This window comes from Pedobacter hiemivivus, from assembly GCF_005144565.1.
GTDB lineage: Bacteria > Bacteroidota > Bacteroidia > Sphingobacteriales > Sphingobacteriaceae > Pedobacter > Pedobacter hiemivivus.
The window spans coordinates 64,113-86,711 of sequence record NZ_SWDX01000005.1; the positions used below are offsets into that span (position 1 = coordinate 64,113).

Annotated in this window: 21 protein-coding genes and 2 tRNA genes; 13 read left to right on the top strand and 10 right to left on the bottom strand. The window is 38.8% G+C overall.

From position 1 onward, the window contains the following. Positions 1-3: 3 nt before the first annotated feature. The 3 genes from lptB to FBD94_RS13540 all read left to right on the top strand — a co-directional run bounded on the left by lptB (position 4) and on the right by FBD94_RS13540 (position 2,785). Positions 4-738, top strand: a complete 735-nt coding sequence (gene lptB, locus FBD94_RS13530) for an LPS export ABC transporter ATP-binding protein (protein WP_136880567.1) — start codon at positions 4-6, stop codon at positions 736-738. A gap of 21 nt (positions 739-759) precedes the next feature. After that, the gene (locus tag FBD94_RS13535) at positions 760-2,268 is read left to right on the top strand and encodes a GH3 auxin-responsive promoter family protein (protein ID WP_131611418.1); all 1,509 of its coding nucleotides are present in this window, start codon (positions 760-762) and stop codon (positions 2,266-2,268) included. Positions 2,269-2,356: 88 nt separating this feature from the next. Further along, positions 2,357-2,785 carry a CBS domain-containing protein gene (locus FBD94_RS13540; protein WP_136880568.1) on the top strand — a complete coding sequence of 143 codons (429 nt, stop codon included), beginning with the start codon at positions 2,357-2,359 and terminating at the stop codon, positions 2,783-2,785. A 155-nt stretch (positions 2,786-2,940) separates the two neighbouring features. Here FBD94_RS13540 and FBD94_RS13545 read toward each other — a convergent pair whose 3' ends face one another. Continuing rightward, positions 2,941-4,986, bottom strand: coding sequence for a M13 family metallopeptidase (locus FBD94_RS13545; protein WP_136880569.1), 2,046 nt, complete (start codon positions 4,984-4,986; stop codon positions 2,941-2,943). Between the two features lie 48 nt (positions 4,987-5,034). Further along, on the bottom strand, positions 5,035-5,493 hold the full coding sequence (locus FBD94_RS13550; RefSeq protein WP_131611424.1) for a GyrI-like domain-containing protein: 459 nt from the start codon (positions 5,491-5,493) through the stop codon (positions 5,035-5,037). A gap of 120 nt (positions 5,494-5,613) precedes the next feature. Between FBD94_RS13550 and FBD94_RS13555 the strand changes: the two genes are divergently transcribed. The 5 genes from FBD94_RS13555 to FBD94_RS13575 all read left to right on the top strand — a co-directional run bounded on the left by FBD94_RS13555 (position 5,614) and on the right by FBD94_RS13575 (position 11,671). Then, on the top strand, positions 5,614-6,222 hold the full coding sequence (locus FBD94_RS13555; protein WP_131611426.1) for an RNA polymerase sigma factor: 609 nt from the start codon (positions 5,614-5,616) through the stop codon (positions 6,220-6,222). 69 nt (positions 6,223-6,291) lie between these two features. Continuing rightward, a complete protein-coding gene (locus FBD94_RS13560) occupies positions 6,292-7,281 on the top strand; it encodes a FecR family protein (protein WP_131611428.1) in 990 nt (329 codons plus the stop codon). 42 nt (positions 7,282-7,323) lie between these two features. Further along, positions 7,324-9,969: a TonB-dependent receptor gene (locus FBD94_RS13565; protein ID WP_136880570.1), complete on the top strand. Its 2,646-nt coding sequence runs from the start codon at positions 7,324-7,326 to the stop codon at positions 9,967-9,969. A 3-nt stretch (positions 9,970-9,972) separates the two neighbouring features. Continuing rightward, complete coding sequence (locus tag FBD94_RS13570) at positions 9,973-10,770, top strand: DUF4249 family protein (protein ID WP_131611432.1); 798 nt, start codon at positions 9,973-9,975, stop codon at positions 10,768-10,770. 10 nt (positions 10,771-10,780) lie between these two features. Beyond that, positions 10,781-11,671: a sterol desaturase family protein gene (locus FBD94_RS13575; RefSeq protein ID WP_136880571.1), complete on the top strand. Its 891-nt coding sequence runs from the start codon at positions 10,781-10,783 to the stop codon at positions 11,669-11,671. Here the strand turns inward: FBD94_RS13575 and FBD94_RS13580 are convergent. The 6 genes from FBD94_RS13580 to FBD94_RS13605 all read right to left on the bottom strand — a co-directional run bounded on the left by FBD94_RS13580 (position 11,668) and on the right by FBD94_RS13605 (position 18,499). Continuing rightward, entirely contained in the window at positions 11,668-12,681 is a 1,014-nt protein-coding gene (locus tag FBD94_RS13580; protein WP_131611436.1) for a zinc-binding dehydrogenase, read from the bottom strand. The genes FBD94_RS13575 and FBD94_RS13580 overlap by 4 nt on opposite strands. 18 nt (positions 12,682-12,699) lie before the next feature. Next, positions 12,700-13,596, bottom strand: a complete 897-nt coding sequence (locus FBD94_RS13585) for a pirin family protein (protein WP_136880572.1) — start codon at positions 13,594-13,596, stop codon at positions 12,700-12,702. Between the two features lie 42 nt (positions 13,597-13,638). Then, positions 13,639-14,997: a hypothetical protein gene (locus FBD94_RS13590; RefSeq protein WP_136880573.1), complete on the bottom strand. Its 1,359-nt coding sequence runs from the start codon at positions 14,995-14,997 to the stop codon at positions 13,639-13,641. Next, positions 14,978-16,831 carry a hypothetical protein gene (locus tag FBD94_RS13595; protein ID WP_136880574.1) on the bottom strand — a complete coding sequence of 618 codons (1,854 nt, stop codon included), beginning with the start codon at positions 16,829-16,831 and terminating at the stop codon, positions 14,978-14,980. The genes FBD94_RS13590 and FBD94_RS13595 overlap by 20 nt, the downstream gene beginning before the upstream one ends. Positions 16,832-16,856: 25 nt before the next feature. Next, positions 16,857-17,531, bottom strand: a complete 675-nt coding sequence (locus FBD94_RS13600; RefSeq protein WP_225874810.1) for a hypothetical protein — start codon at positions 17,529-17,531, stop codon at positions 16,857-16,859. Between the two features lie 71 nt (positions 17,532-17,602). Further along, entirely contained in the window at positions 17,603-18,499 is an 897-nt protein-coding gene (locus FBD94_RS13605; RefSeq protein WP_136880575.1) for a DUF3078 domain-containing protein, read from the bottom strand. A gap of 337 nt (positions 18,500-18,836) precedes the next feature. On the opposite strand from FBD94_RS13605, the gene FBD94_RS26595 reads away from it, so the two are divergent. Together FBD94_RS26595 and FBD94_RS13610 are read left to right on the top strand one after the other, a co-directional pair. Further along, positions 18,837-19,181: a lycopene cyclase domain-containing protein gene (locus FBD94_RS26595; protein ID WP_394347791.1), complete on the top strand. Its 345-nt coding sequence runs from the start codon at positions 18,837-18,839 to the stop codon at positions 19,179-19,181. Next, complete coding sequence (locus FBD94_RS13610) at positions 19,174-19,413, top strand: cytochrome b5 domain-containing protein (RefSeq protein WP_131611448.1); 240 nt, start codon at positions 19,174-19,176, stop codon at positions 19,411-19,413. The genes FBD94_RS26595 and FBD94_RS13610 overlap by 8 nt, the downstream gene beginning before the upstream one ends. A 61-nt stretch (positions 19,414-19,474) precedes the next feature. On the opposite strand, the gene FBD94_RS13615 is transcribed toward FBD94_RS13610, so the two are convergent. Then, the gene (locus tag FBD94_RS13615) at positions 19,475-20,395 is read right to left on the bottom strand and encodes a PfkB family carbohydrate kinase (protein ID WP_136880576.1); all 921 of its coding nucleotides are present in this window, start codon (positions 20,393-20,395) and stop codon (positions 19,475-19,477) included. A 141-nt stretch (positions 20,396-20,536) separates the two neighbouring features. Between FBD94_RS13615 and FBD94_RS13620 the strand changes: the two genes are divergently transcribed. Then, positions 20,537-20,613: transfer RNA gene (locus tag FBD94_RS13620), tRNA-Asn, on the top strand. Positions 20,614-21,118: 505 nt separating this feature from the next. Here FBD94_RS13620 and FBD94_RS13625 read toward each other — a convergent pair. Beyond that, complete coding sequence (locus FBD94_RS13625) at positions 21,119-21,643, bottom strand: sigma-70 family RNA polymerase sigma factor (RefSeq protein ID WP_136880577.1); 525 nt, start codon at positions 21,641-21,643, stop codon at positions 21,119-21,121. Positions 21,644-21,777: 134 nt separating this feature from the next. Here FBD94_RS13625 and FBD94_RS13630 point away from each other — a divergent pair, with 134 nt between their 5' ends. Further along, complete coding sequence (locus FBD94_RS13630; protein WP_169472304.1) at positions 21,778-22,302, top strand: CHRD domain-containing protein; 525 nt, start codon at positions 21,778-21,780, stop codon at positions 22,300-22,302. A 219-nt stretch (positions 22,303-22,521) separates the two neighbouring features. Further along, positions 22,522-22,598, top strand: a tRNA-Asn gene (locus FBD94_RS13635). The last annotated feature ends 1 nt before the right edge of the window (position 22,599 follow it).

Consider the following 22,599-nt stretch of genomic DNA (forward strand, 5'->3'; position numbering starts at 1 on the left):
TAAATGATATTAAGAGCTGAGCATCTAATAAAAAAATATAAGCAGCGTACCGTTGTTAACGACGTTTCGTTTAGTGTGAGCCAGGGAGAAATTGTTGGTCTGCTCGGACCAAATGGAGCAGGGAAAACAACATCATTTTATATGATTGTTGGCTTGATTAAGCCTAATGAAGGCACAATTTTTTTAGATGACGAAGACATTACCAGCGACCCAATGTACCGCAGGGCGCAAAAAGGAATTGGTTATTTGGCTCAGGAAGCCTCCGTATTCAGGAAATTATCTGTAGAAGATAACATCATGGCCATTTTAGAGATGACCCAATTGAATAAGGAAGAACGTCATGAGCGACTAGAAGAGCTAATCAGTGAGTTTAGCTTACATAAGGTGCGTAAAAATAGAGGCGATCTACTTTCGGGCGGAGAAAGAAGGAGAACAGAAATCGCAAGGGCACTTGCTGCAAACCCCAACTTTATCCTCTTAGATGAGCCTTTTGCCGGTGTCGATCCCATTGCAGTTGAGGAGATCCAGACGATTGTAGCTAAACTCAAACAAAAAAATATAGGAATATTGATTACAGACCATAATGTTCAGGAAACTTTGTCTATTACCGATAGGGCTTACTTACTTTTTGAAGGTAAAATCCTCGAATCAGGCACGCCAGAGGTCCTTGCTGCCAATGAAATGGTAAGAAGGGTGTACCTGGGTTCTAATTTCGTGCTTCGTAAAAAAAACCTTTAATCCTTATTCAAAATCCAACGCATGGCAATTGTAAATTCAATTTTCACCTGGTATATGAAAAAGCGAGTTCATCAGATCGAGCTTTTTATGAAGTACCCACATGATGTACAGGAAGAATGGTTTCATAAACTGATTTCCAGTGCGGAGTATACTGAATGGGGGTTAAAATACGATTACCAATCAATCCTTAGCCCGCAGCAATTTAAAGAAAGAGTACCCATACAAAACTATGATACCCTAAAGCCTTACATTGAACGTATGCTTAAGGGGGAACAAAATATTCTCTGGCCTTCGGAGATTAAATGGTTTGCCAAATCATCAGGCACAACCAGCGACAGAAGTAAATTTATCCCAGTATCTGAAGAATCTTTGCAGGAATGCCATTTTAAAGGCGGAAAGGACATGTTATCCATCTTTTGCAACAACAGGCCCCACAACCAGATTCTTACAGGAAAAGGCTTGGTATTGGGTGGAAGTCACCAGATTAATCAGCTGAATGAAGATTCTTTTTACGGTGATCTTTCAGCTGTACTCATCAAAAATCTGCCGGTATGGGCCGAATACTACCGCACGCCAAACATTTCTATTGCCCTGATGGACAATTATGAAGAAAAGATGGAAAAGATGGCAGAGGCAACGATAAAAGAGAATGTAACCAATATTGCCGGAGTACCTACCTGGACCATCGTTCTAGCCAAAAAAGTTTTAGAAATAACTGGCAAAAAACATTTATTGGAAGTATGGCCAAATCTTGAACTTTACATACATGGTGCCGTTAACTTTAAACCTTACAGAGAACAATTTAAAGAACTGATTCCATGTAATGACATGTATTACCTGGAAACGTATAATGCCTCGGAAGGCTTTTTTGGCATACAGGACGAAGTAAATTCTGATGAAATGCTATTGATGCTGGATTATGGAATTTATTACGAATTCTTGCCTTTAGAGCAACTTGAGGACGAGCATCCTCGGACACTATCACTTGCTGAAGTGGAGTTGAATAAGAATTATGCGATCATCATTTCTACCAATGGTGGCTTATGGCGCTACATGATTGGAGATACTGTACAGTTTACCAACCTTTCTCCTTACCGCATTAAAATTACCGGTCGAACCAAGCATTTTATCAATGCTTTTGGAGAAGAGGTTATTATTGACAATGCAGAGCAAGCCATTTGCAAAGCTTGTACCGAAACAAATGCGGTTTTTAAAGATTATACCGCCTGCCCGATCTATTTTAAAGGAGAAGAAGTAGGCGGCCACGAATGGATCATAGAATTTGACCAACAGCCAAATGATTTTGAAAAGTTTGTAGATGTGCTGGATCAAACGCTAAGGGACGTGAATTCTGACTACGATGCAAAGCGATTTAAAGATCTTGCGCTGCGCAGACCCAAAGTCCATAATGCACCTGCAAATACATTTTACAACTGGCTAAAATCGAAAGGAAAGCTAGGTGGGCAACATAAAGTACCGCGATTGGCCAACGACAGAAAGTATGTAGACGATATCTTATCGATACTTTAGCCAAACTACTATTTTTATTGTTTTTATAAGTGATGTTGTGATTCTGTATTTTTTTAGTTAAATTTAATTAGCTAAATATGAATCTCTTATGAAGACTGTAAAACAACTACTCAACACCAAATCGGTTCAAATCTTCTCAATAACCGAACAATCTTCTGTGTTAGACGCCCTGAAGGTAATGATGGAAAAGAACATTAGTTCCCTACTTGTGATGGACGAAGGAAGTCTAAAAGGTATTTTTACGGAAAGAGATTATGCCCGAAAGATTATCCTACATGGTAAATCTTCTGCCGAAACTTCTGTACAAGAAGTCATGACAGCAAACCCAATTACCGTATTACCTTCAGATACCATTGAGTTTTGTATGGGTATCATGACTGATAAACACATCAGGCATTTACCAGTAATGGAGAACGATCAACTACATGGAATGGTATCTATCGGAGATTTGGTGAAATTCATTATTGAAGACCAGAAACAAACCATTTCCCAGTTGGAAAGCTATATCACCAGTTAAATAGTTACATCAGTAATCACAACCATACAATATACGATTCGTCATACCGGCGAAGGCCGGTACCTCTCAAGCGCTAATCTTTTCTCTTGAGAGATACCGGCCTTCGCCGGCATGACGACCGTTTCAACAAACGATCGTATTACTAGATGATCATATTACCAGATTTTAACCCTTTTATCAGGGGCAAGATATAATGAATCCGTAGGTTTCACATTAAATGCAGTATAAAATTCAGGTATATTCCTTACTACACCATTCACTCTAAATTTAGCAGGCGAATGCGGATCGGTACCAACCTGATTTCTCAAGTTCTCCTCAGTAGATTTATTCAACCAGGCCTGTCCCCAGCCAATAAACACTCTTTGTATGCCAGTAAACCCATCCATAACCGGAGCTGGTTTACCATTCAAACTCGCGTTATAAGCTCTTAATGCAATGCTTAAACCACCAAGGTCACCAATGTTTTCGCCTAGTGTAAACGCTCCATTTACGCTCAAATCAGGAAAAACTTTAAAGCCATTGTATTGGGCCACCAATGCGCTGGTTCTTTTCTTAAACTCTTCAGTGTCTTTCTTAGTCCACCAATTGCGCATCACACCATCACCATCAAAAGTACTACCCTGATCATCAAAACCATGGCCAACCTCATGTCCAATTACCGCACCAATACCGCCATAATTTACAGCATCATCAGCATTCATATCAAAGAATGGTGGTTGTAAAATTGCCGCTGGGAATACAATTTCATTCATTGGCGGATTATAATATGCATTTACCGTCTGCGGAGTCATGCCCCACTCAGATCGATCAACAGGTTTACCCAATTTATTGATGGTTCTGTTGTATTCAAATTCGGTTGCACGTAACTGATTTCCATAAAGATCACCCTTAACCACTTTCAAAGTGCTGTAATCTCTCCATTTATCAGGATAACCGATTTTAGGCGTAAACTTACTAATCTTCACCAAAGCCTGCTTTTTAGTCTCCGGACTCATCCAGTCAAGCTCTTTAATGCTAGATTCATAAGCTTTTAAAAGATTCTCCACCAATTTCAACATGCGCTCTTTAGCTACCGGTGGGAAATGTTTCTCTACATATAACTTACCCACCATTTCGCCAAGATTGTCATTTACCACATCTACCGCTCTGCGCCATTGTGGCTTCATTTCTTTAACCCCTTTAAGCGTTGTCGCATAAAAGTTAAAGTTCTCTTTATCCAATGCCGTATTTAAGGAAGTCGCAGCGCCATGAATCACGCCCCATTTCAAATAGGTTTTCCAGGTGTCAATTGGCGTGTTTTTCAAAATTGCAGTCAGGTCTTTAGTGTAAGCCACCTGCGTTACCACTAAGCTATCTACACCTTTAATACCACCATCAGCAAGCAAAGTATTCCAATCGAAATCAGCAAGTAGCTTATTCAGATCCTTAACCGCATACTTGTTGTATAAAGCTGCCATATCTCTGGTATCTTCCTTTTTCATATGCTTAGCAGCAAGTAAGGTTTCCAAAGCCATGATTTCTTTTGCTTTCTTAGCAGCATCAGGTATTCCAGCAATCTTCAACATATTTTCGATATGCAAAACATACTTGTCGCGGATCTCCTTTGATTTTGCATCAGTAAGCAAGTAATAATCCCTGTCAGGCAAGCCTAAACCACCCTGCCAGCTATACAACATATATTTTTTGGGATCTTTGAAATCTTCCATCACCCCAAGACCAAAAGGAATTTTAAAGCCAATCTTATTCGCATAAGCAAAATAAGCGGCAAGATCTTTATTGGATGTAAGCGCATCAATTTTCTTGAATTCTGGAGCTAAAGGTGCCAAACCAATCGAATCGCGCACTTTCATATTCATATAGGAATCAAAAAAGTCACCGATCTTCTGTTCTTCCGAACCATCTTTCGAGTTACTTTTTGCAGCTGTTTCAATAATAGCTTTTACATCATCCTGTGTTTTATCCGCTAAAATAGCCATTGCTCCAAAAGACGCCTTATCCGAAGGAATTTTAGTGCTTTTCATCCAGGTGCCATTAACATATTCTGTAAAGTTATTGCCTGGCACCGCAGTGGTATCCATGTTTTTAAGGATAATCCCAGACTGAAGTTCGCCCGTTTTAACGTCGGAATTACTGCAGGCAGCCAGGAATAAGATTGTTCCAGCGAGTGCCGGAATCCCTATTGATCTGTTTATTTTTACCATAAGTTATGAGTTAGTATATTCAAACTTAGTAAAAATTTAAAGCTCTGATTACTTAACTGCCAGATAAATATCAACTTCTGCATCTTCCGGATTTCGGGAACGCTCTCCGTACACCTCAAAATCAGCCGTATACGCTCTTGGAATCTCAGCATTCCAGATTTCCAGCCATGCATCGAATACTGCACCTTGCAATAAATTCCCTTTAGCAGTACATTTCATATATGGTCCTTCTTCAATTAACAACCCTGAAAAGCCTTCGGGGATATGATCCAGGTTTTCGACCTTGTAACCAATCAACGTAGTATAGGGTTGTGTATAATCACCCTCATAGGCAGTGTACACGCTGTAAATATCGTCACCTATCCTTCCAGGTATTTTTGCAGAAATATCAGTTGCCCAAAACCTTGCCCACAATTCAGGGATATCTTTTGCTGCATGCCCTTCAGCATTGCTAGTTCGTACTGTAATTCCTATAACAGGAAATGATCTGAGTGTTTGCTTTTCCATTTTTCGATGATTTATGGAGCAAATATAGATTGGGCTGTGACAACCCTATGTCAGTCATCTATTACGCTCTCATTTTTTTGTATAGAAAAATTTATTTAACATTGAGCGTAATAGAGCTCCATGTTTACAGACCAATCAGATATTCCTGAAAATCATACGCTGCTGACTAAGCTCAGAAATGGCGATGAATTGGCATTTGCACAAATCTACAACCAGTACAGGAGCAAAATGTACCTTTATGCCTACAATCTGTGTAAATCGTCTGAAACTGCAGAAGAGATTGTTCAGGAAGTTTTTATCAGGTTATGGCAAAAGAAAGAACAGATCAATACCGATTTAAACTTTAGTGCCTACCTCAAAAAAATCACCCTAAATCACGTCCTCAATCATCTTAAAAAGGTAGCGCGCGAAAAAAGTCTGCAAGATGAAATATTCCATTACATTGAAACCATCCGTAATACGACAGAAGACAATCTACTGGAAAAAGAACTGCTAAAAACCTACGATGAAGCCATCGAGAACCTGCCTCCTCAAAAAAAAATCATCTACCAGATGAGCCGTAATGAAGAGATGAGTCATGATGAAATCGCTGAAAAATTGAACATTTCAAAAAATACGGTAAAAAACCATATGGTAGAAGCCACAAAATTCATCCGCAGTTATGTAAATAAACATGGAAGCATTGTTTGCTTTATCATTGCTTCATCAAATTATTTTCGCCCGCACTAGTCCCCTCCCCTTTTTCAATTGTATTGTAATAAACGAGCTTCGTAAAAGGGCTCGCTAAATTATTAAACCGTGGAAGAAAAAGAGCAATTAAAATACTTATACAGCCTATACCTGAACAACCAGTGTAACGCTACAGAGCTTAAACAATTCTTTGACTTGCTAAATAAAAGCAATACAGATCTGGAACTACTGGCTTTAATGTCCAACACCTGGGATCAAACGAATGCTTTGCCGGAAGAAGGTTTAATTCCTCCATTCCTAAAAACAGAAGCTCAACAAGTAAAATTACACCCTACCAGGAAGCCCTACCTTGGTTTACAAAAATGGATTGGTGTTGCAGCATTGCTCCTACTATTTACAGGCGCATATTTTTACCGGTCAGCTATTACCCAAATATTTAACACGGCCCCAAAATATCAGTTAGCCGCAGCTTCAAACCAACGTAAACAATTACAACTCGCCGATGGCACCAAAGTATGGCTTAGCCCAAACAGTAAATTAAGCTATCCTGATAAATTTGAAGGAGCCGAAAGATTGGTATCACTTGATGGTGAAGCTTTCTTTGAAGTAAGCCATGACACCAAACATCCATTCATCATAAAAAGTGGAGAGGTAAGTACAACTGTACTGGGTACCAGTTTTAATGTTAGCGCATACGCTCGACAACATACTATCGATGTAACACTGGTTACAGGAAGAGTAGCTGTAGCCCTAAATACCGAAAACAATACCCAGCGAGATACAATAACGGCCAATCAAAGAATTACCGTTGATAAGATGACATCAAAAATCACAAAGCTGAACTATCCTGATGCCTCAACCTTCCTGAGCAAGCGATTAGGCTTATATGAATACAAAGGAGCAACACTTGAGGAAGTTGGCAGCGACTTAGAAAACCAGTACAACATAAAAATTCAATTGGATCAGGAACTGTCTTCGAAAGCATTCTATGGTAACCTGAACATGACTAGTCCATTAAATGAAACCCTAAATAAATTATGTATAGTGATGGAAGCGAAATGGAAAAAAGAAGGAGAACGCTATACAATCATAAAATAAACGCCTTTAAAAGGCCATAATCTTTAAACACACAAAATCTATATGAAACGAAATGGACAAGTCAGATTTCTGACATGCATTGCCATAGTATTGCTGCTATTATTGATCGTACAAACCCATGCATGGGCACAAGACCCGCTTGCAAAACGCATTACAATTACCCTTAAAAACGAGCCCCTAAAAACAGCGTTGGATAAGATCACCAACATAAGCGGGATTAAATTCACGTACAATGAACAGGTGGCCAGCAGCAATGTAAAACTTAGCGTAAGTGCTAAAGACAGCCCTCTTTCCACAGTGCTAAATGATGCATTTACCGGACAGCCACTACAGTTTAGCCCTCTAGGCGCAGAAATATTTATACGTTTTGACCCCGCTAAAGAAAAAAAGCCGGAGGCCGAACCGGCGGCGAATCCGGCGGCAAGTCAAGGAAAAAGAACTTTAAGTGGTACTATTAAATATGCCAGTACAGGCGAAACGATTATAGCTGCAACCTTGCGTGTAGCAGGAACCAACTATGCGACTTCAAGCAATGAATATGGTTTTTATTCTATTACCTTACCTGTGGGCACTCATAGCATCAGTGTAAATGCTGTTGGAACAAAAAGCTATAAGACTACAATAGACTTAAACAAAAACACCAGTTTAAACATTGCGCTGCATGATGATTTAAATGAGCTTGAAACCGTAACCATTACCGGAAACAATGATCGAAGGCGCGTAGACAATCCTCAAATGGGAATGGAACGACTAAGCATCAGCGAGACTAAAAACGTACCAGTGTTACTTGGAGAACGCGATTTGATAAAAACATTGCAGCTTTTGCCAGGTGTTAAAACTTCGGGCGAAGGCAGCGGTGGCTTCTTTGTACGTGGTGGCAGCGCCGATCAGAATATGATCCTTTTAGACGAAGCGCCAGTATACAACGCTTCACACCTACTTGGCTTTTTCTCCACCTTTAATTCCGATGCCATAAAAAACGTAACGCTTTATAAGAGCGGGATGCCCGCGCAATACGGCGGTGGCTTATCCTCAGTCCTGGATGTTAAAATGAACGACGGAAATAACCAGAAGTTCGGCGTAAGTGGTGGTGTAGGACTTATCGCCGCAAGAATCAACGTAGAAGGACCCATACAAAAAGAAAAATCTTCTTTCTTGATTTCGGCACGCAGAACTTATGCCGACTTGTTTCTGAAGCTTTCCAGCGATTCAAATGTCAAAAATTCAGAGCTGTATTTCTATGATGTCAATTTAAAAGCCAATTACATTTTAGGAGACAAAGACAGGTTATTTATATCTGGCTATTTTGGCAAAGATGTATTAGGAGCAGACAATGTAGCGGGTATAAATTGGGGCAATGCCACTGCTACCCTACGCTGGAACCACGTTTTTAGCAGCAAACTATTTTCAAATACCTCAGCTATATTCAGCAATTACAATTATAAAATCAAATCTATTGATGATGAAAGCTCATTAAGCCTTTTCTCACAAATTAGAGACTGGAATTTTAAGCAAGATATGCAGTGGTACGCCAATGATAAAAACACACTTAGCTTTGGCCTAAATTCAATATACCATACCATTAAACCAGGCGAAGTTCAGGCAACCGGAAATTCAGGTCTATTATCACAAGAACTTCAAAACCGATATTCACTTGAGAATGCCGTTTACGCCAGCAACACCTGGAAGGCCAGTAACACTTTAAGCTTCACCTATGGATTACGCGTTTCTGCCTTCAGTATCCTTGGCAAAGGTGACTACTATACGTTTGACCCGGAAGGTAATGTAACTGGAACCACCAGCTATGAAAGCGGCGAAATTGTTAAAACATACGTAAACCTTGAACCAAGAATAGCTGCAGCTATACAGCTAAACAACTCTACTTCCATAAAAGCATCTTATGTTAGAAATGCACAAAACCTGCATTTAATTTCCAACTCAAATTCATCTTCTCCTACAGACAGATGGGTGGCCAGCACCAATGTCATTAAACCAGAATTGAGCGATCAGGTATCACTTGGTTATTATAAAAACCTGGGTAATGACAATTATGAGCTAACCGTTGAAACCTATTACAAAACGCTGCAAAACCAGATCGACTATAGAAACGGGGCTAATATCTACACCAATCAACCTATCGAAACCCAATTGCTTTATGGAAAAGGAAGGGCTTATGGTGCAGAGTTTCTATTGAAAAAGAAAAATGGAAAACTAACCGGCTGGATTGCTTATACCATCTCTAAAACAGAAAGAAAAATTGATGGCATCAACAGCAATAATTGGTACAATGCCCGTCAAGATCGGACGCATGACATTTCATTGGTAACTATGTATCAACTGAGTAAAAAATGGTCCTTATCTGCAAACTGGGTATTCTCCACCGGAAATGCAGTTACCTTTCCAAATGGCAAATACAAATTGCTTGGACATAGCTACTTCTACTTTTCAGATCGCAATGCCGACCGGATGCCAAGCTATCACCGCCTGGATTTGGGCGCAACACGACTACTAAAACAAACCAAAAAATACTCTTCTGAACTTAGCTTTAGCCTTTACAATGCTTATGGCAGAGAAAATGCATATCGCATTACTTTCAGAGACAAAGAAACAGATCCAAACAGAACGGAAGCAGTCAGAACAACCCTATTTAGATTCGTTCCTTCAATTTCGTATAATTTTAAATTCTAGAATATGAAAACAATACTTCGCTTTATACTTTTATTAATGGTTTCCGTTCAATGGTCTTGCGAAAAGGCTATAGACTTAAAATTCAAAAACAACGAACTTAAATATGTAATCGAGGGCATCATTACGAACGAGCCCGGCACCTGTAAAGTATACATCAGTGAGACCAAAGCGTTTGGCGATGACAACGTTTTTAATGGAATTAGTGGCGCTAGTGTTAAAATTGAAACCAAAGGCAATACAATTGTGTTAACAGAAGCAGGAAAGGGTATTTACGAGACTGCAGCAATTAATGGCACACCTGGCGAAACCTATAACTTAACGGTTAATATTAACGGCGAGTTATTTAAAGCCAGCAGCACCATGCCACAGGTGGTTCCTTTTATGGATTTCACCCTTAAACCAAAAGATTTCGATACAACTAGAGTTACGCCTATGGTAAAATTCAAAGATCCTTTGGAAACTAAAAACTACTACTGGTTTCAACAGCTTGTTAACGACAAGATCCAAAAACACTATGAGGTAATGAATGATGAGTTCACCCCCGGACAAGAGGTTAACGATTATCTTGTTTTTGAAAACGACACAAAAAACAAGGCCTTAAACTTTAAAAAGGGAGATAAGCTAACCGCAATAATGCATTGTGTTGATCCAGCTGTATATACTTATCTATTTAGCTTGTTTGGTGCAAATGGATCAGACAATGGCGCAGCACCAAGCAATCCTTTAACCAATATAAGTGGTGGTGCACTTGGCTTTTTTAGTGCGCATACCGTACAAGAAAAAACATTAATCATACCATAATGCAATAAAGATGACTGAGCTAGATCGAAATATAACCGTAGTTACTTTATTCGGCTTTGTTACTTTACTCAGTTTAATTGAAATGTATTTTAGTTACGCTCATGATAGTAAACGCTATCATGGGCGTGATACCTTAACCAATGTGTACCTCATGTTTGCGGCGTTTATTGTCAATCTAGCTACAAAGGCAGGTACATTTATGCTATTGGACTATGTATACCGACATCATCGGTTATTCCAAATCACCAACGTCTACCTTTACTGGATTGTATTAATCCTTGTTCAGGATTTCCTGTATTGGGTTTTACATTATACAGGCCACTATGTAAGGTTCTTTTGGGCCATGCATGTTACGCATCATTCATCTCAATATTTTAACCTAACCACAGGTTTTAGATCTACCGTTTTTGAGCCTTTGTACCGGGCATTTTTCTATCTTCCTTTAGCGTTAATGGGCTTTAATGCGCTCGACATCCTGTTTGCTTACCTCGTTACCCAAATTTATGGCAACCTGGTGCATACCCAAACCATTGGTAAGCTTCATCCCCTATTTGAGTACATTTTCGTAAGCCCATCCCACCACCGTGTGCATCATGCGAGTAACCTGCGCTACCTGGATAAAAACATGGGCATGATCCTCATCATCTGGGATCGCCTTTTTGGCACCTTTCAAAAAGAGCTTGATGAAGAAAAAATAGTTTATGGATTAACCAAGCAGCCTGAAGATACCGGTGCAATAAACATCATTTTCCACGAATTTAGCGCTTTAATGGCTGATGTAAAAAAAGCGCCAAGACTCCTGGATAAGATCAGGTATTTCCTTTATCCTCCCGGATGGAGTCATGACGGCAGTACGCACACAGCAAGAGTACAACAACGCCAATTGCTAAAGCAAGGCTAAACCTTATTCGCCATCACAATTTTACCGAACTGAGCACCTGAAGCTAAATATTCAGCAGCTTCCTGTGCATGGGCTAGTGATGGGAAAACTTTATCAATCACTGGTTTAATATTGTGTTTTTCCGAATAAGACAGCATATCGGCAAACTCTTGATTACTACCAAGTGTGGTTCCCAAGATAGACAGGTTTTTCCAGTAAATATGTGCCGGAACTATACTTTCGATAGGCCCATCCGTACCACCCCAAAACACCAATCTACCTCCTGGCTTTAATACTTCTATCAGTTTGGCAAATCCTTTACCCGAAGCACTGTCTAAAACTACATCAAAACCATTTGTCAGTGCATTTGCCTGTGCGGCCCAATCTTCTGCCTTATAATTAAAACCGGCCTTTGCGCCCATTTCAATTGCTCTTTCCAACTTGCGTTCCGTGCCCGAAGTCACATAAACCTCAGCACCCGCAGCAAGTGCATACTGTAGGGCCAATAAGGCAGTACCGGCCCCTATCCCTGTTATCAGCACCTTCTCCCCCGCCTTCACTCTTCCTTTGGTAAATACGGCCCGATAAGTCGTAAGCCCTGCCAATGGCAAAGCAGCAGCTTCCTCATCGGTTAAATACAAAGGTTTAGGTCTGATGTATTTCTGATCAACCGCTATATATTCAGCAAAGGTCCCCTGATCAGGGCAACCCATTATTTTAAAATCTGGCCCAAACGCATCAGGGTTATCACCCCAATTGCGCCCGGGGTTAATCACGACTTCTCTCCCCATCCACATTGGATCAGCATTCTCAGCAACTTTTACCACTTTACCATAACCATCAGATCCAATGGCCAATCCGCCCTCAGGCAACGGAGCCACAGCATAAATCCCTTTTTGTACTCTGATGTCTCGTTGATTAAAAGAAGAAAACTCAAGCTTAATTAAAACTTCCTGACCAGTAGGAACTGGTGTTGATACTTCTTTTACAATATATGGTTGGTTATTCCCTTCTAGATATGCTGCTTTCATTTTTTAAAAGTACAAATATTACAAACGTGGTTTTACATTTTTACTTTGCAAAGGCAGCGGCACAAATTCCGTTTCGCCTGGCACCTGTGGAAACGATTGCTCCAACCACATGGCTTTCGCTTTCTCAATCGTTTCTTCCGAAGAGGCTACGAAGTTCCAATAAATGATTCTAGATTCGGCAAAAGGTTCACCTCCAAAAATATAGATCGTTGAGTTTTCCTGCATATCAAACTCGCAAAGCTTACTGTCTTTCGCCACCAAAATTTGTTTAGGCCCAAAGGTATTGCCCTCACTCTCTATAGCTCCCTCCAAAATGTATAAAGCACTTTCGCCAAACAGCTCCTTACCTATTTTAAGAGTTTGCCTACTCGTACTTTTCACTTCTATAAAATAAAGCGGACTGTAAACTGGCACCTCAGATTTCCTTCCAAAAGCCTCGCCTGCAATCAGTTTAAAATGGACACCACCCTCGGTCCACTCCGGAAGCCCTTTCTCTTCCACATGAAAGAACTCCGGCTCCATCCCCTCTAACTCCTTAGGTAAAGCAACCCAGATCTGCAGGCCATGCATCATTTTATCAGAATTACGAAGATATGTTGGAGTTCTTTCTGAGTGTACAATCCCCTTGCCCGCAGTCATCCAATTCACTTGCCCAGGCTTTATTTCTATTTCATTGCCGATACTGTCGCGATGCATAATGCTTCCTTCAAAAAGGTAGGTTAGCGTGGATAAACCGATATGCGGGTGTGGTGGAACATCCAAATTTTCGGTATCACTCAGACATATCGGCCCCATATGATCAATAAAAGCAAAAGGCCCAACCATACGTTTATCCTTAAAAGGCAAAAGACGGCCTACCATAAAGCTTCCTATACTTGCCGGGCGTTCTTCAATAATCAGATTGATGTTTGACATAAAAAATGATCTAAACCCTAATATACCACAAATGCCAGAATTTTAACGCAATTGTCCCAATGCATTTACATCTTTTCTTTTGAAATACAAGTCAATTTCGAAGTGATTTCTTCCAGTATCCTCCTTGTTTTCAAGACGTTCATCGGCTTCAGGTTTGGCATTAACAACCAGTCTCTTCAACTGTTTGATATATCTTTCAAAAAGGGGGAATTGTCTCTGCGATTTCAATTGATCAAAATCAGCATACAGATAAAAAAAATAAGGTGTGCTTTCCGTTAATTTCGATGTAACCGCATGCTGATCAGTACTCAATACCATCTCTGCTCGGTTATGTATAGTATAAAGGTTATACAAAGGAAACAACTCCTTATTAACACGACTATTACTAATGATGTTTGCCTTGCTCAGATAGTTCAATAATTCTGTAGCATTACCTGCAACAACACTGTTTATACCCGGCACTTTTACAATGCGGGGAGTAATGGTTTCTTCCTTCTCAAAATCATCGTTATACTCATAAGTGATTACGGTATCTGCCTGACTTACCGGCTTTCCCATTTCCACATCAAAATATCCATTATAATACTTCAATAAGCTATCAGGATATATTTCATAATCTTTAACCTTAATTGCCCTAAAGCTTTTATTCAAGGATGGCTTAGCATTCAGCCAGATTTTTACGATGGCATCTTTATCAAAAACACGGTGGCTAAAACGCTTTCCTTTCACTGCAAAATCTTTAAAATTAAAGTCGCCCTCCATATGAAGTTGTCCATCTTTAAAATCACCTACCCCAGTATATTCTTCAAAAACATAAGCTAAATGTGATTTTAGTGCTTTCAGCTTTGCGATCTTTTCGTCTTTATCAGACAACAGATTTTTCTTGTTTAACAAATCTGCAATGACATCATTTACATTTTCAGCATTAAACGAATACCCTACCGCAAACGTATCCCCATTAAAGGCAATAGTAAGTCGACCGTCCGCCGACCTTCCAGTTACATACTGCCCCATATGTTTCAACGTGGTTATACCCAGCTTTTGTTTGATAAACGACCTCAGTAATAGCGTGTCTCCTACCGGCATAGCACAAAAGTAAGTTTGGGTAGACTTGGATTTAACGGTATAAATAAAAATCTGCGCAGGTATGCTTAAGCCACTTTCAATTGAACTCCCCTTTTTACTTCGATAATAAGATAGATTGCTCAGGTAGTCCTTAGCAAGACTATAGTATAGCTGATCTGCATCAACCTTAACTATAAATTCCGCATCTGCATGTATAGTGTCCTTATAGGCATAATATTTCCTTAGCGACAGATAACCATAAACAGTCAGCAGTAGCAAAACTACCGCTGACAGAATTGTTGCTATAAGCTTAAACCTATTTCTTTGCGTCTTCAATAATTGATAAAAGATATTTTAAAGCATTTGGTTGATTAGCGGGAATATCCATACTCATTTGTCCGGACAACACATTCCCTTTTGCTGGGTTCGAATTCAGATAAATATCGCCCAATGAATTTAACACACGGTTAGTCTTTTCTAGCTTCTCAGCACCACCCAATTCTTCAGAAGGGATCTTTCCAGAAAGCTTTTTAGCACTAAAATATGCCGCATAATTGCTATTCAATAACATTTTCTTCTGCTTGGCAGAAATCTTTGCGACAGACCTGTTCGAAGCAATGTCATCCATTTCCATTTTATTGGTACCTAAGAAAACAATATTGTCTTTGATAGTAAAGTAAAGTGCCAAAGGACTTTTAGGGATGCTCAATTCATAATATCCTGATCCTCTTTTCACCAGCTCTTTTTTCACACCATAAGCAATCAATTTATCCATCAATCGTGTATCTTCAGAAGAGAACATCATTAAAAAATCTGGCAAAGTCTCCTTTTTAGTCTTCATCACTTCTTTACTCTCAAAGTTCTCCTCGTTGTACTCATACGACTTATAGCTTACTTCCTTTTGTGAAAGACCATTAAAAACAAACAGTGCATCGCCTTTAAATACCTTTCCGATTGCTTCTTCATCCAATAAAAGAGAGAATAGATCGGCAGCCATACCTATTTCATCAGCATATACGGAGCCATAAATTTTCGACATCAACCTCGGGTATTCTTCAAGATATGCTTTAGTATCCACGGCATAGCCCAAATAGCCAATCATACGGTCTTCATTCACGTACTTCAAAAAGCGCTTGTTTAGTTTTCTTTTGTGTACCCTTTTAAAAACAGCGGCAATGTCATCACTAAAAGTCATGCTACTGGTAATACGAATGGATTTGTCTTCGAGGTAAAGCTTTACGTTTCCACTGCCATAGCCACTTAAAAAACTAAAGCCTTTTAAATAACTTGTAGGCACATAAGTATCGAAAAGCTTATCCACACCCGAAACCCAGATAGTAGCTTCAGCCTTAGCATCTACATTTTTTACAAAATCGATATTGTTTAATATGGATGTTTTATTGGTACCAGCAAAAAAATCATCCATCATGCGCTGTGTCCAACTCGCAACAATTGATTTCTTTTGGTCTTCATTTTTAAAAAAAGGATCAGATGAATATGCTTCTGCAGTATCAACCACAACTGAGTCTGCCGGACCTATTTCCACAGTTGCCGGCTCCGAATAATCAACAGCGATAGTGTCAGCTGCTAAACTATCAACTGCGGCTGCTGCACTATCAATTGCGACAGTATCAGCTATTGGATATGGGTTAGTTAATCCAAAACGTTCCATCACTTCAGGCTTCGAAAAGTATTCTTTTTTACCTCTGGCTATTACAAACAGAAACATTTCGCCATTCCAGCGCGCTACTTCGGTTGAATCGCTATTATAATAATACCTCACATTACCTTTTAAACTAATCTTTTGATCAGCTTGTGCATACAGCTTCTCTACTTGAGCTGCATCTTTAACAGGAGCCAGGAAACAATTATAAGTTACACTATCGTTGCTCTGGTTATAATAATAAAATGGGGAAGCAAGGTTAAAACCAAGATCCATAAATGTAGTAAAAGGCTTATCTGATTTTTTAGCGTGTTTTGCCAATAATTCTTTTCCAAGAAACGAATTGTTAAATTCAGTTAAAGACATTAAGTCCGTTAAGTTTTTACCTTGGATGGTTGCTACGGCAAGCGCATTAGCAGGGATTTTATGCACAAGATCCTGTGCATTAGATGTAAACGTAAGACTGATTAAAAGTAATGCTGTTAAGCATCTGTAAAAAGAATTCATAGTTAGGGTAAATTAAATAGAAACGTTATTTTGCTATTGTGATGCGGTTAGATATATCGGTTTTTCCGTTTATTAAGCCGAGAACACCGGTATTAAACATAACCGCTTTTTTTGATTTTGATATTTTTGCCAAAGGATTTGTACATAATACTACGGGCTGTTCAAACCTATAAATACTTACATAAGTAGCATCTTTAAATACTTTTTTAACTTCAGGCTTTAACTTATTGTACTCTGCCACAGCTTCTTTGGTATGCTGATAACTGCGTTGAAAAACCTGGCTTTTAGGATTGTAGGTATAAGAAGAGTTGTTGAGCCCTTTGATCTTTAATTTTTTGAGCACATTTTGATTTACATGATCAATATTCGTGATATCTTTAAATGCAAAAGATACACTCACAATATAATTTTCAAAATCTACTTTCTTTTGAACATTGCTTATTCCGGGGGATTTCTTTAAATAAGCCACAACCTCATCCAATTCTTTTTGAATCGTTTGTTTTGAGGGCACTTTATATCCCTGGACGCTATCCATCAGCATAACCGAGGCTACTTTTGTCTTGCTGGCACTAAGGTTTAGCGTCAGATTAACCGTGCCGGAACCTGCAGAAGTGAGATTAATTTCTTCAATAATCTGAAAACAAGAAGAAAAACAGAGTAAAATGAAAACGGAAAGCAGGTATTTATACTTCAAAAGCATTATTTGATGTTTTTATAGGTAGAAGCAAAGATATCATTTTACCCCGTACAAAATAAACACCTGCCTTGCTCTTAGAATTTATAGGTTAAACCTGCGCCGAAGATCTGTTTTACCTGCAAGTCTTTATGCCAATCCTCTTTAACGCCGTTTACTATTTTCGTAATCCTAGTATTGTCATCATAAATCAGCTGTAACCCAGCATTTACAGTAACAAATTTATTTACCTTCATAAACAGGTTGGCAGTATAATCAGTATAAATATTTTGTGGCTTATCCAGATAGTTGGAATATAGTTTTAGTATATTCTCAAAACTAATGTTTTCCATCAGATTCACTTTATAGTAAGCATCCAATGATGCACCAAACTCAAAACGGATATTCTTTCCTGGATCAACACCAAAAGCAGGTGCTGTTGCATTCAGATCATCATCAAATACCATTACGATCCTTGAAGCTACAGGCGAAAAATTGACCCTAAAATTATCCGATCTTTTATAGGCGATACCGGGTCCAAATGTTAGATAAGCTGGAGCGAAAGCATTGGATATTTTGGTTCTTGTATCACCGTCATAAGTATAACCCTTCGTAAACTGCGTTTGAAAATTTGCATAAAAAGTGTATAACCAATATTGAGCAGCTTTATAACCAAGTAAACTATTTAAGATAATCCTATCATCATTTTTACGCATTCCGATACCATCCTGTTTACTAAGCCCATAACCTACAATCGCTTTATTATCCCAACTCCACTTGTCCTTTTTGTAATTGAAATCATAATTAAGAACCAGGTTGACGGCAATGGAATTTACACCACCCGCCGACCAGTTAGAGAAAGAGCTCTGGTTGACCAGAAATGTATTCTCACCATGAATAGTCCAGTTTTTAGTAGTATCAATTTTTGGTACATCCTGACTGTAAGCGAATAAACAAAAAGTTACAAGGAAAAGTGATAGTAGCGCTTTTTTCATACTGCTGAGATTAGATAGTTGTTAAACGATGTCAAAATCATACTTTTGAGATTGAATTTATCATTAATACATGAATAATAGTTATACGAAAACAATTTTATTATCAATTTGTTTAACAGGCCTCCTATTTTCCTTATTTGCAATGCTGTTCAGCGCATTGGGCATCCTATCTTTTAATGCCAACCTTTTAACCGGAGTAGTTATAGCTGGCTTACCTATTCAAATTATCCTTCTTTCCTTTGTTATTCCTGCCTTTGGATTATTCACCTACCGTTTTTTAAACACCAGGTTTCCAAACAATAATCTCGAAAAGTTTAGTCTCTCAGTTAGCAACTTAATGCTGGGTATATGTATTGCCTTTTTGTTTTTTGGCTACCTAAAATTATACACTGCAACTACCTTTATTGTTGTCTTAGCACTGTTACTTTACATAGAATATAAAAATAAACTGAGATTTATGTACCGCTTTTACAGAACCTATTTGGTTTTGTTAATTCCGTTTTATCTAGGCTGTATGGTCATTAAAAAACAATCCCTTCTTATATTTAATGAAAATGCATCCTTAAAATTATACCTCGCTTACCTACCAATCGAGGCTTATTTCTACTTTCTGGGAATGCTTTTGATGGCAGTGTACTTATTTGAGCTTTTTAAAAGCAAAATGGTCAAAGTTGATGGATAATTTACAGCTGTACACCAAACAACAGCTGGCTCTGCGCAATGGGCAAGACAAGCCACAAATATGGGTGGCTTACAAAGGTTTGATCTACGACGTTACAGAAAGTCGGCTGTGGCGCAATGGCAAGCATTACGAACATTGGGCCGGACAGGATTTAACTGAGGAATTATCAGATGCCCCACATACGGAAACCGTATTTGAAAAATTTACCGTAATCGGCAAACTGAATGTATAAAAAATGGCTATTCATTATCTGAATAGCCATTTTAGAAAGATCTATGATCAGATCATTGTTATTATGCTTCGATCGTAAAAGAGCTTAAGCTCACAAACTCCTGCACACGTGCAGCAACTTCTTCATCCGTAAGGTTCACAATTTTCTCAATTCCAAACTTCTCTACACAGAAAGAAGCCAAAGCTGAACCAAAAATAATAGCATTCTTCATGTTATTGAAGTTAACCGTACCCACTTTAGCCATATAGCCAATAAAACCGCCAGCAAAAGTATCACCTGCACCTGTTGGATCAAAAACCTCCGCTAAAGGAAGTGCCGGAGCCGAGAAGATTTTATCTTCATGGAATAGCAAAGCACCGTGTTCGCCTTTTTTAATGATCAAATACTCTGGTCCCATCGTCAGGATTTTCTTGGCAGCTTTCACTAAAGAGTATTCTCCAGATAGCTGACGCGCTTCGGCATCATTAATAGTCAATACATCTACCATTTTAATCGTTTCCAACAAATCTGGCATCATAATGTCCATCCAGAAGTTCATTGTATCCAAAACAATCAGCTTAGGCTTATTTTCAAGACGATTGATTACTGTTTGTTGTACAATTGGAGTTAGATTACCTAGCATCAAAAACTCACAGTCTTGATAGCTCTCTGGAATAATTGGATCAAAATCAGCCAATACATTTAGTTCAGTAACTAAAGTATCTCTGCTGTTCATGTCATTGTGGTATTTACCTGACCAAAAGAATGATTTCTCACCTTCTTTGATTTGCAATCCTTCAGTATCAATCCCATGTTCAGTAAAGGTATCGATGTCCTTTTTTTCAAAGTCATCACCCACAACTCCTACAATTTTAACTTTATTATAGAAGTAAGAAGCAGCTAAACTAGCGTATGTTGCAGCTCCACCTACTATTTTATCCGTTTTTCCGAAGGGAGTTTCTATAGCATCGAAGGCTACAGTTCCTATGATTATCAGGCTCATATAAATTAATTGAATATTATTTTAAAATTTTTCACTGCAAATATTGCATAAATAAATTAAAACCCCTAATATTGCATTCCCAAAACGAACAAACGTTTAGCCTCTTTACGAGATCGAAAACGTCGTTTTGGCGACCAGCACTCCTTCTTAGCTCAGCTGGTTAGAGCATCTGACTGTTAATCAGAGGGTCGCTGGTTCGAGCCCAGCAGAGGGAGCCAAATTACAAAGCCTTTCAGTGAAAACTGAGAGGCTTTTTTGGTTTTAAGCAAATTTCACATCCTGATTGCATCACGGACGATCAAATAGGGATCAAGCGGAATCAAATAGTAATGTTTTTTTAGTATTTTTATTCCTAAATGTAACGCCTTAACTAATGTATCTTCGATTTACGACTCAATTTATTAATCCTTACGGCGAGTTGGAAACCGGCATATTTATGGTTTTAAAGTATTTGAGAGATGATCATCCACTTACGACCAATGATGACAGTCGTAAGCTAAAAATTTTAACAGCATGGTTTGACCGAAATCTTGAAAAACCAACTAGATTTTCCAACGGGACAAGCAAGTATAATGCTAATACATCTTTATCCTGGTTCAAAGATTCAGCTAAAGAGCACATTAAATACATTCAACATTTTATTGAAATAGCGGAAAAGTATGATGTTTTAATAGAAAGAATTACTAGTAAAAATCCTGGGTATATAATTTTCGAGGATGAATATCAAGTTTCTGCGGTACCGTTTAAAACTCCAATACTCAAGGCCTCCCCTGTTTCCTTCACGGATAAATTTTCGATCTCCCGTAATACAAATACCAAACGATACTGCTCAGGCAATCTGCTTATAGCGTCTTCCAGTTGTAAACCCAACTCCTTAGAGACCAGGATATTTTCGGGAGTTTGCATATCAGTCCTACTACCTGAATAACTTTCAGCGCTTTCTATGTCAAAACGCCGATTTCTTTTCTTTTGTAACAAGCATTCGTTAATCATAATTCGGGTAAGCCAAGTACCCAATAAAGATTTTTGTTCAAACTCATTCAAATGCTCATAGGCTTTAAGATAGGTGTTCTGCATCATATCTTCCACATCAACATCGCGATGAAGAATAGACATTCCAATCCTGTAAAGACGCCGATTATACCCTCGCATCACATATTCAAAAAGCCTCTTTTGTCCACTAACGATAAGACTAATCAGCTCTATCTCCGAAAACTGTTGGGACCGAAGTCCTTTAAATGTGTCCATTGATGGTTTTGGAATGAAAAAAGATTGCAATTCTTAGATGAAAGGAAGTAACCGATTTTTAATAGACTAATCTAACTTATAGAGAATGTTAAGCTGGATAGCAACAGTAAATGAATTACAAAAACACCTACATTATGAAAAAGTTTTTTTTAAACCCAAAGGGATGGCAACAATTACTATTCATAGTAGCGATTAGTGCCCTAGCTCTAGGAGCTTGTAAAAAATACAAATCGAAACCAGTTGTCGTAAATCCAATTCGAACAGCAAATGTTGTAATGAATGGGGCATCTGAAGTTCCTGCTGTAACCACGGCAGGAAGTGGAACAGCGGCACTTTCTTACGATCCCGCGACGAAAATGATCACTTATCAAATCAACTGGTTGTTAGACAATCCACAATCAACCACAACCAACATGCACTTTCATGGAGCTGAGAATGGAAGCGCAACGATCAGTTCACCAGTAGTTATTCCCATTACTGGATTTGCTACCGGCAACACTGGCAGCTTAAGTGGAACCACACGGGCTCTTACAGATGTAGAAGCCGCCCAACTATTATCAGGCAAATGGTATATTAATGTTCACAGCGCGGCCTTTCCTGCCGGAGAAATAAGAGGTAACATAGCCTTTAATAGTCCGAGCACAGGTAATCCGTACTAACCAAAAAAGCCTCTTCGTAGAAAAACGAGAGGCTTTTTTGCTATTAATCCAACAGAAGAACACCTGATTTTCAAACAAATAGAAAAGCAGAAAAGAAATACTGAGTTTTTTTACATTTATTAGTGTCCCTTTCATCAAAAATCCTTAATATTGCAGTCCCAAAACAAACATACGTTTTTGTCCTTAAAAGACATCAAACAACGTTTTGGCAACCAGCACTCCTTCTTAGCTCAGCTGGTTAGAGCATCTGACTGTTAATCAGAGGGTCGCTGGTTCGAGCCCAGCAGAGGGAGCCAA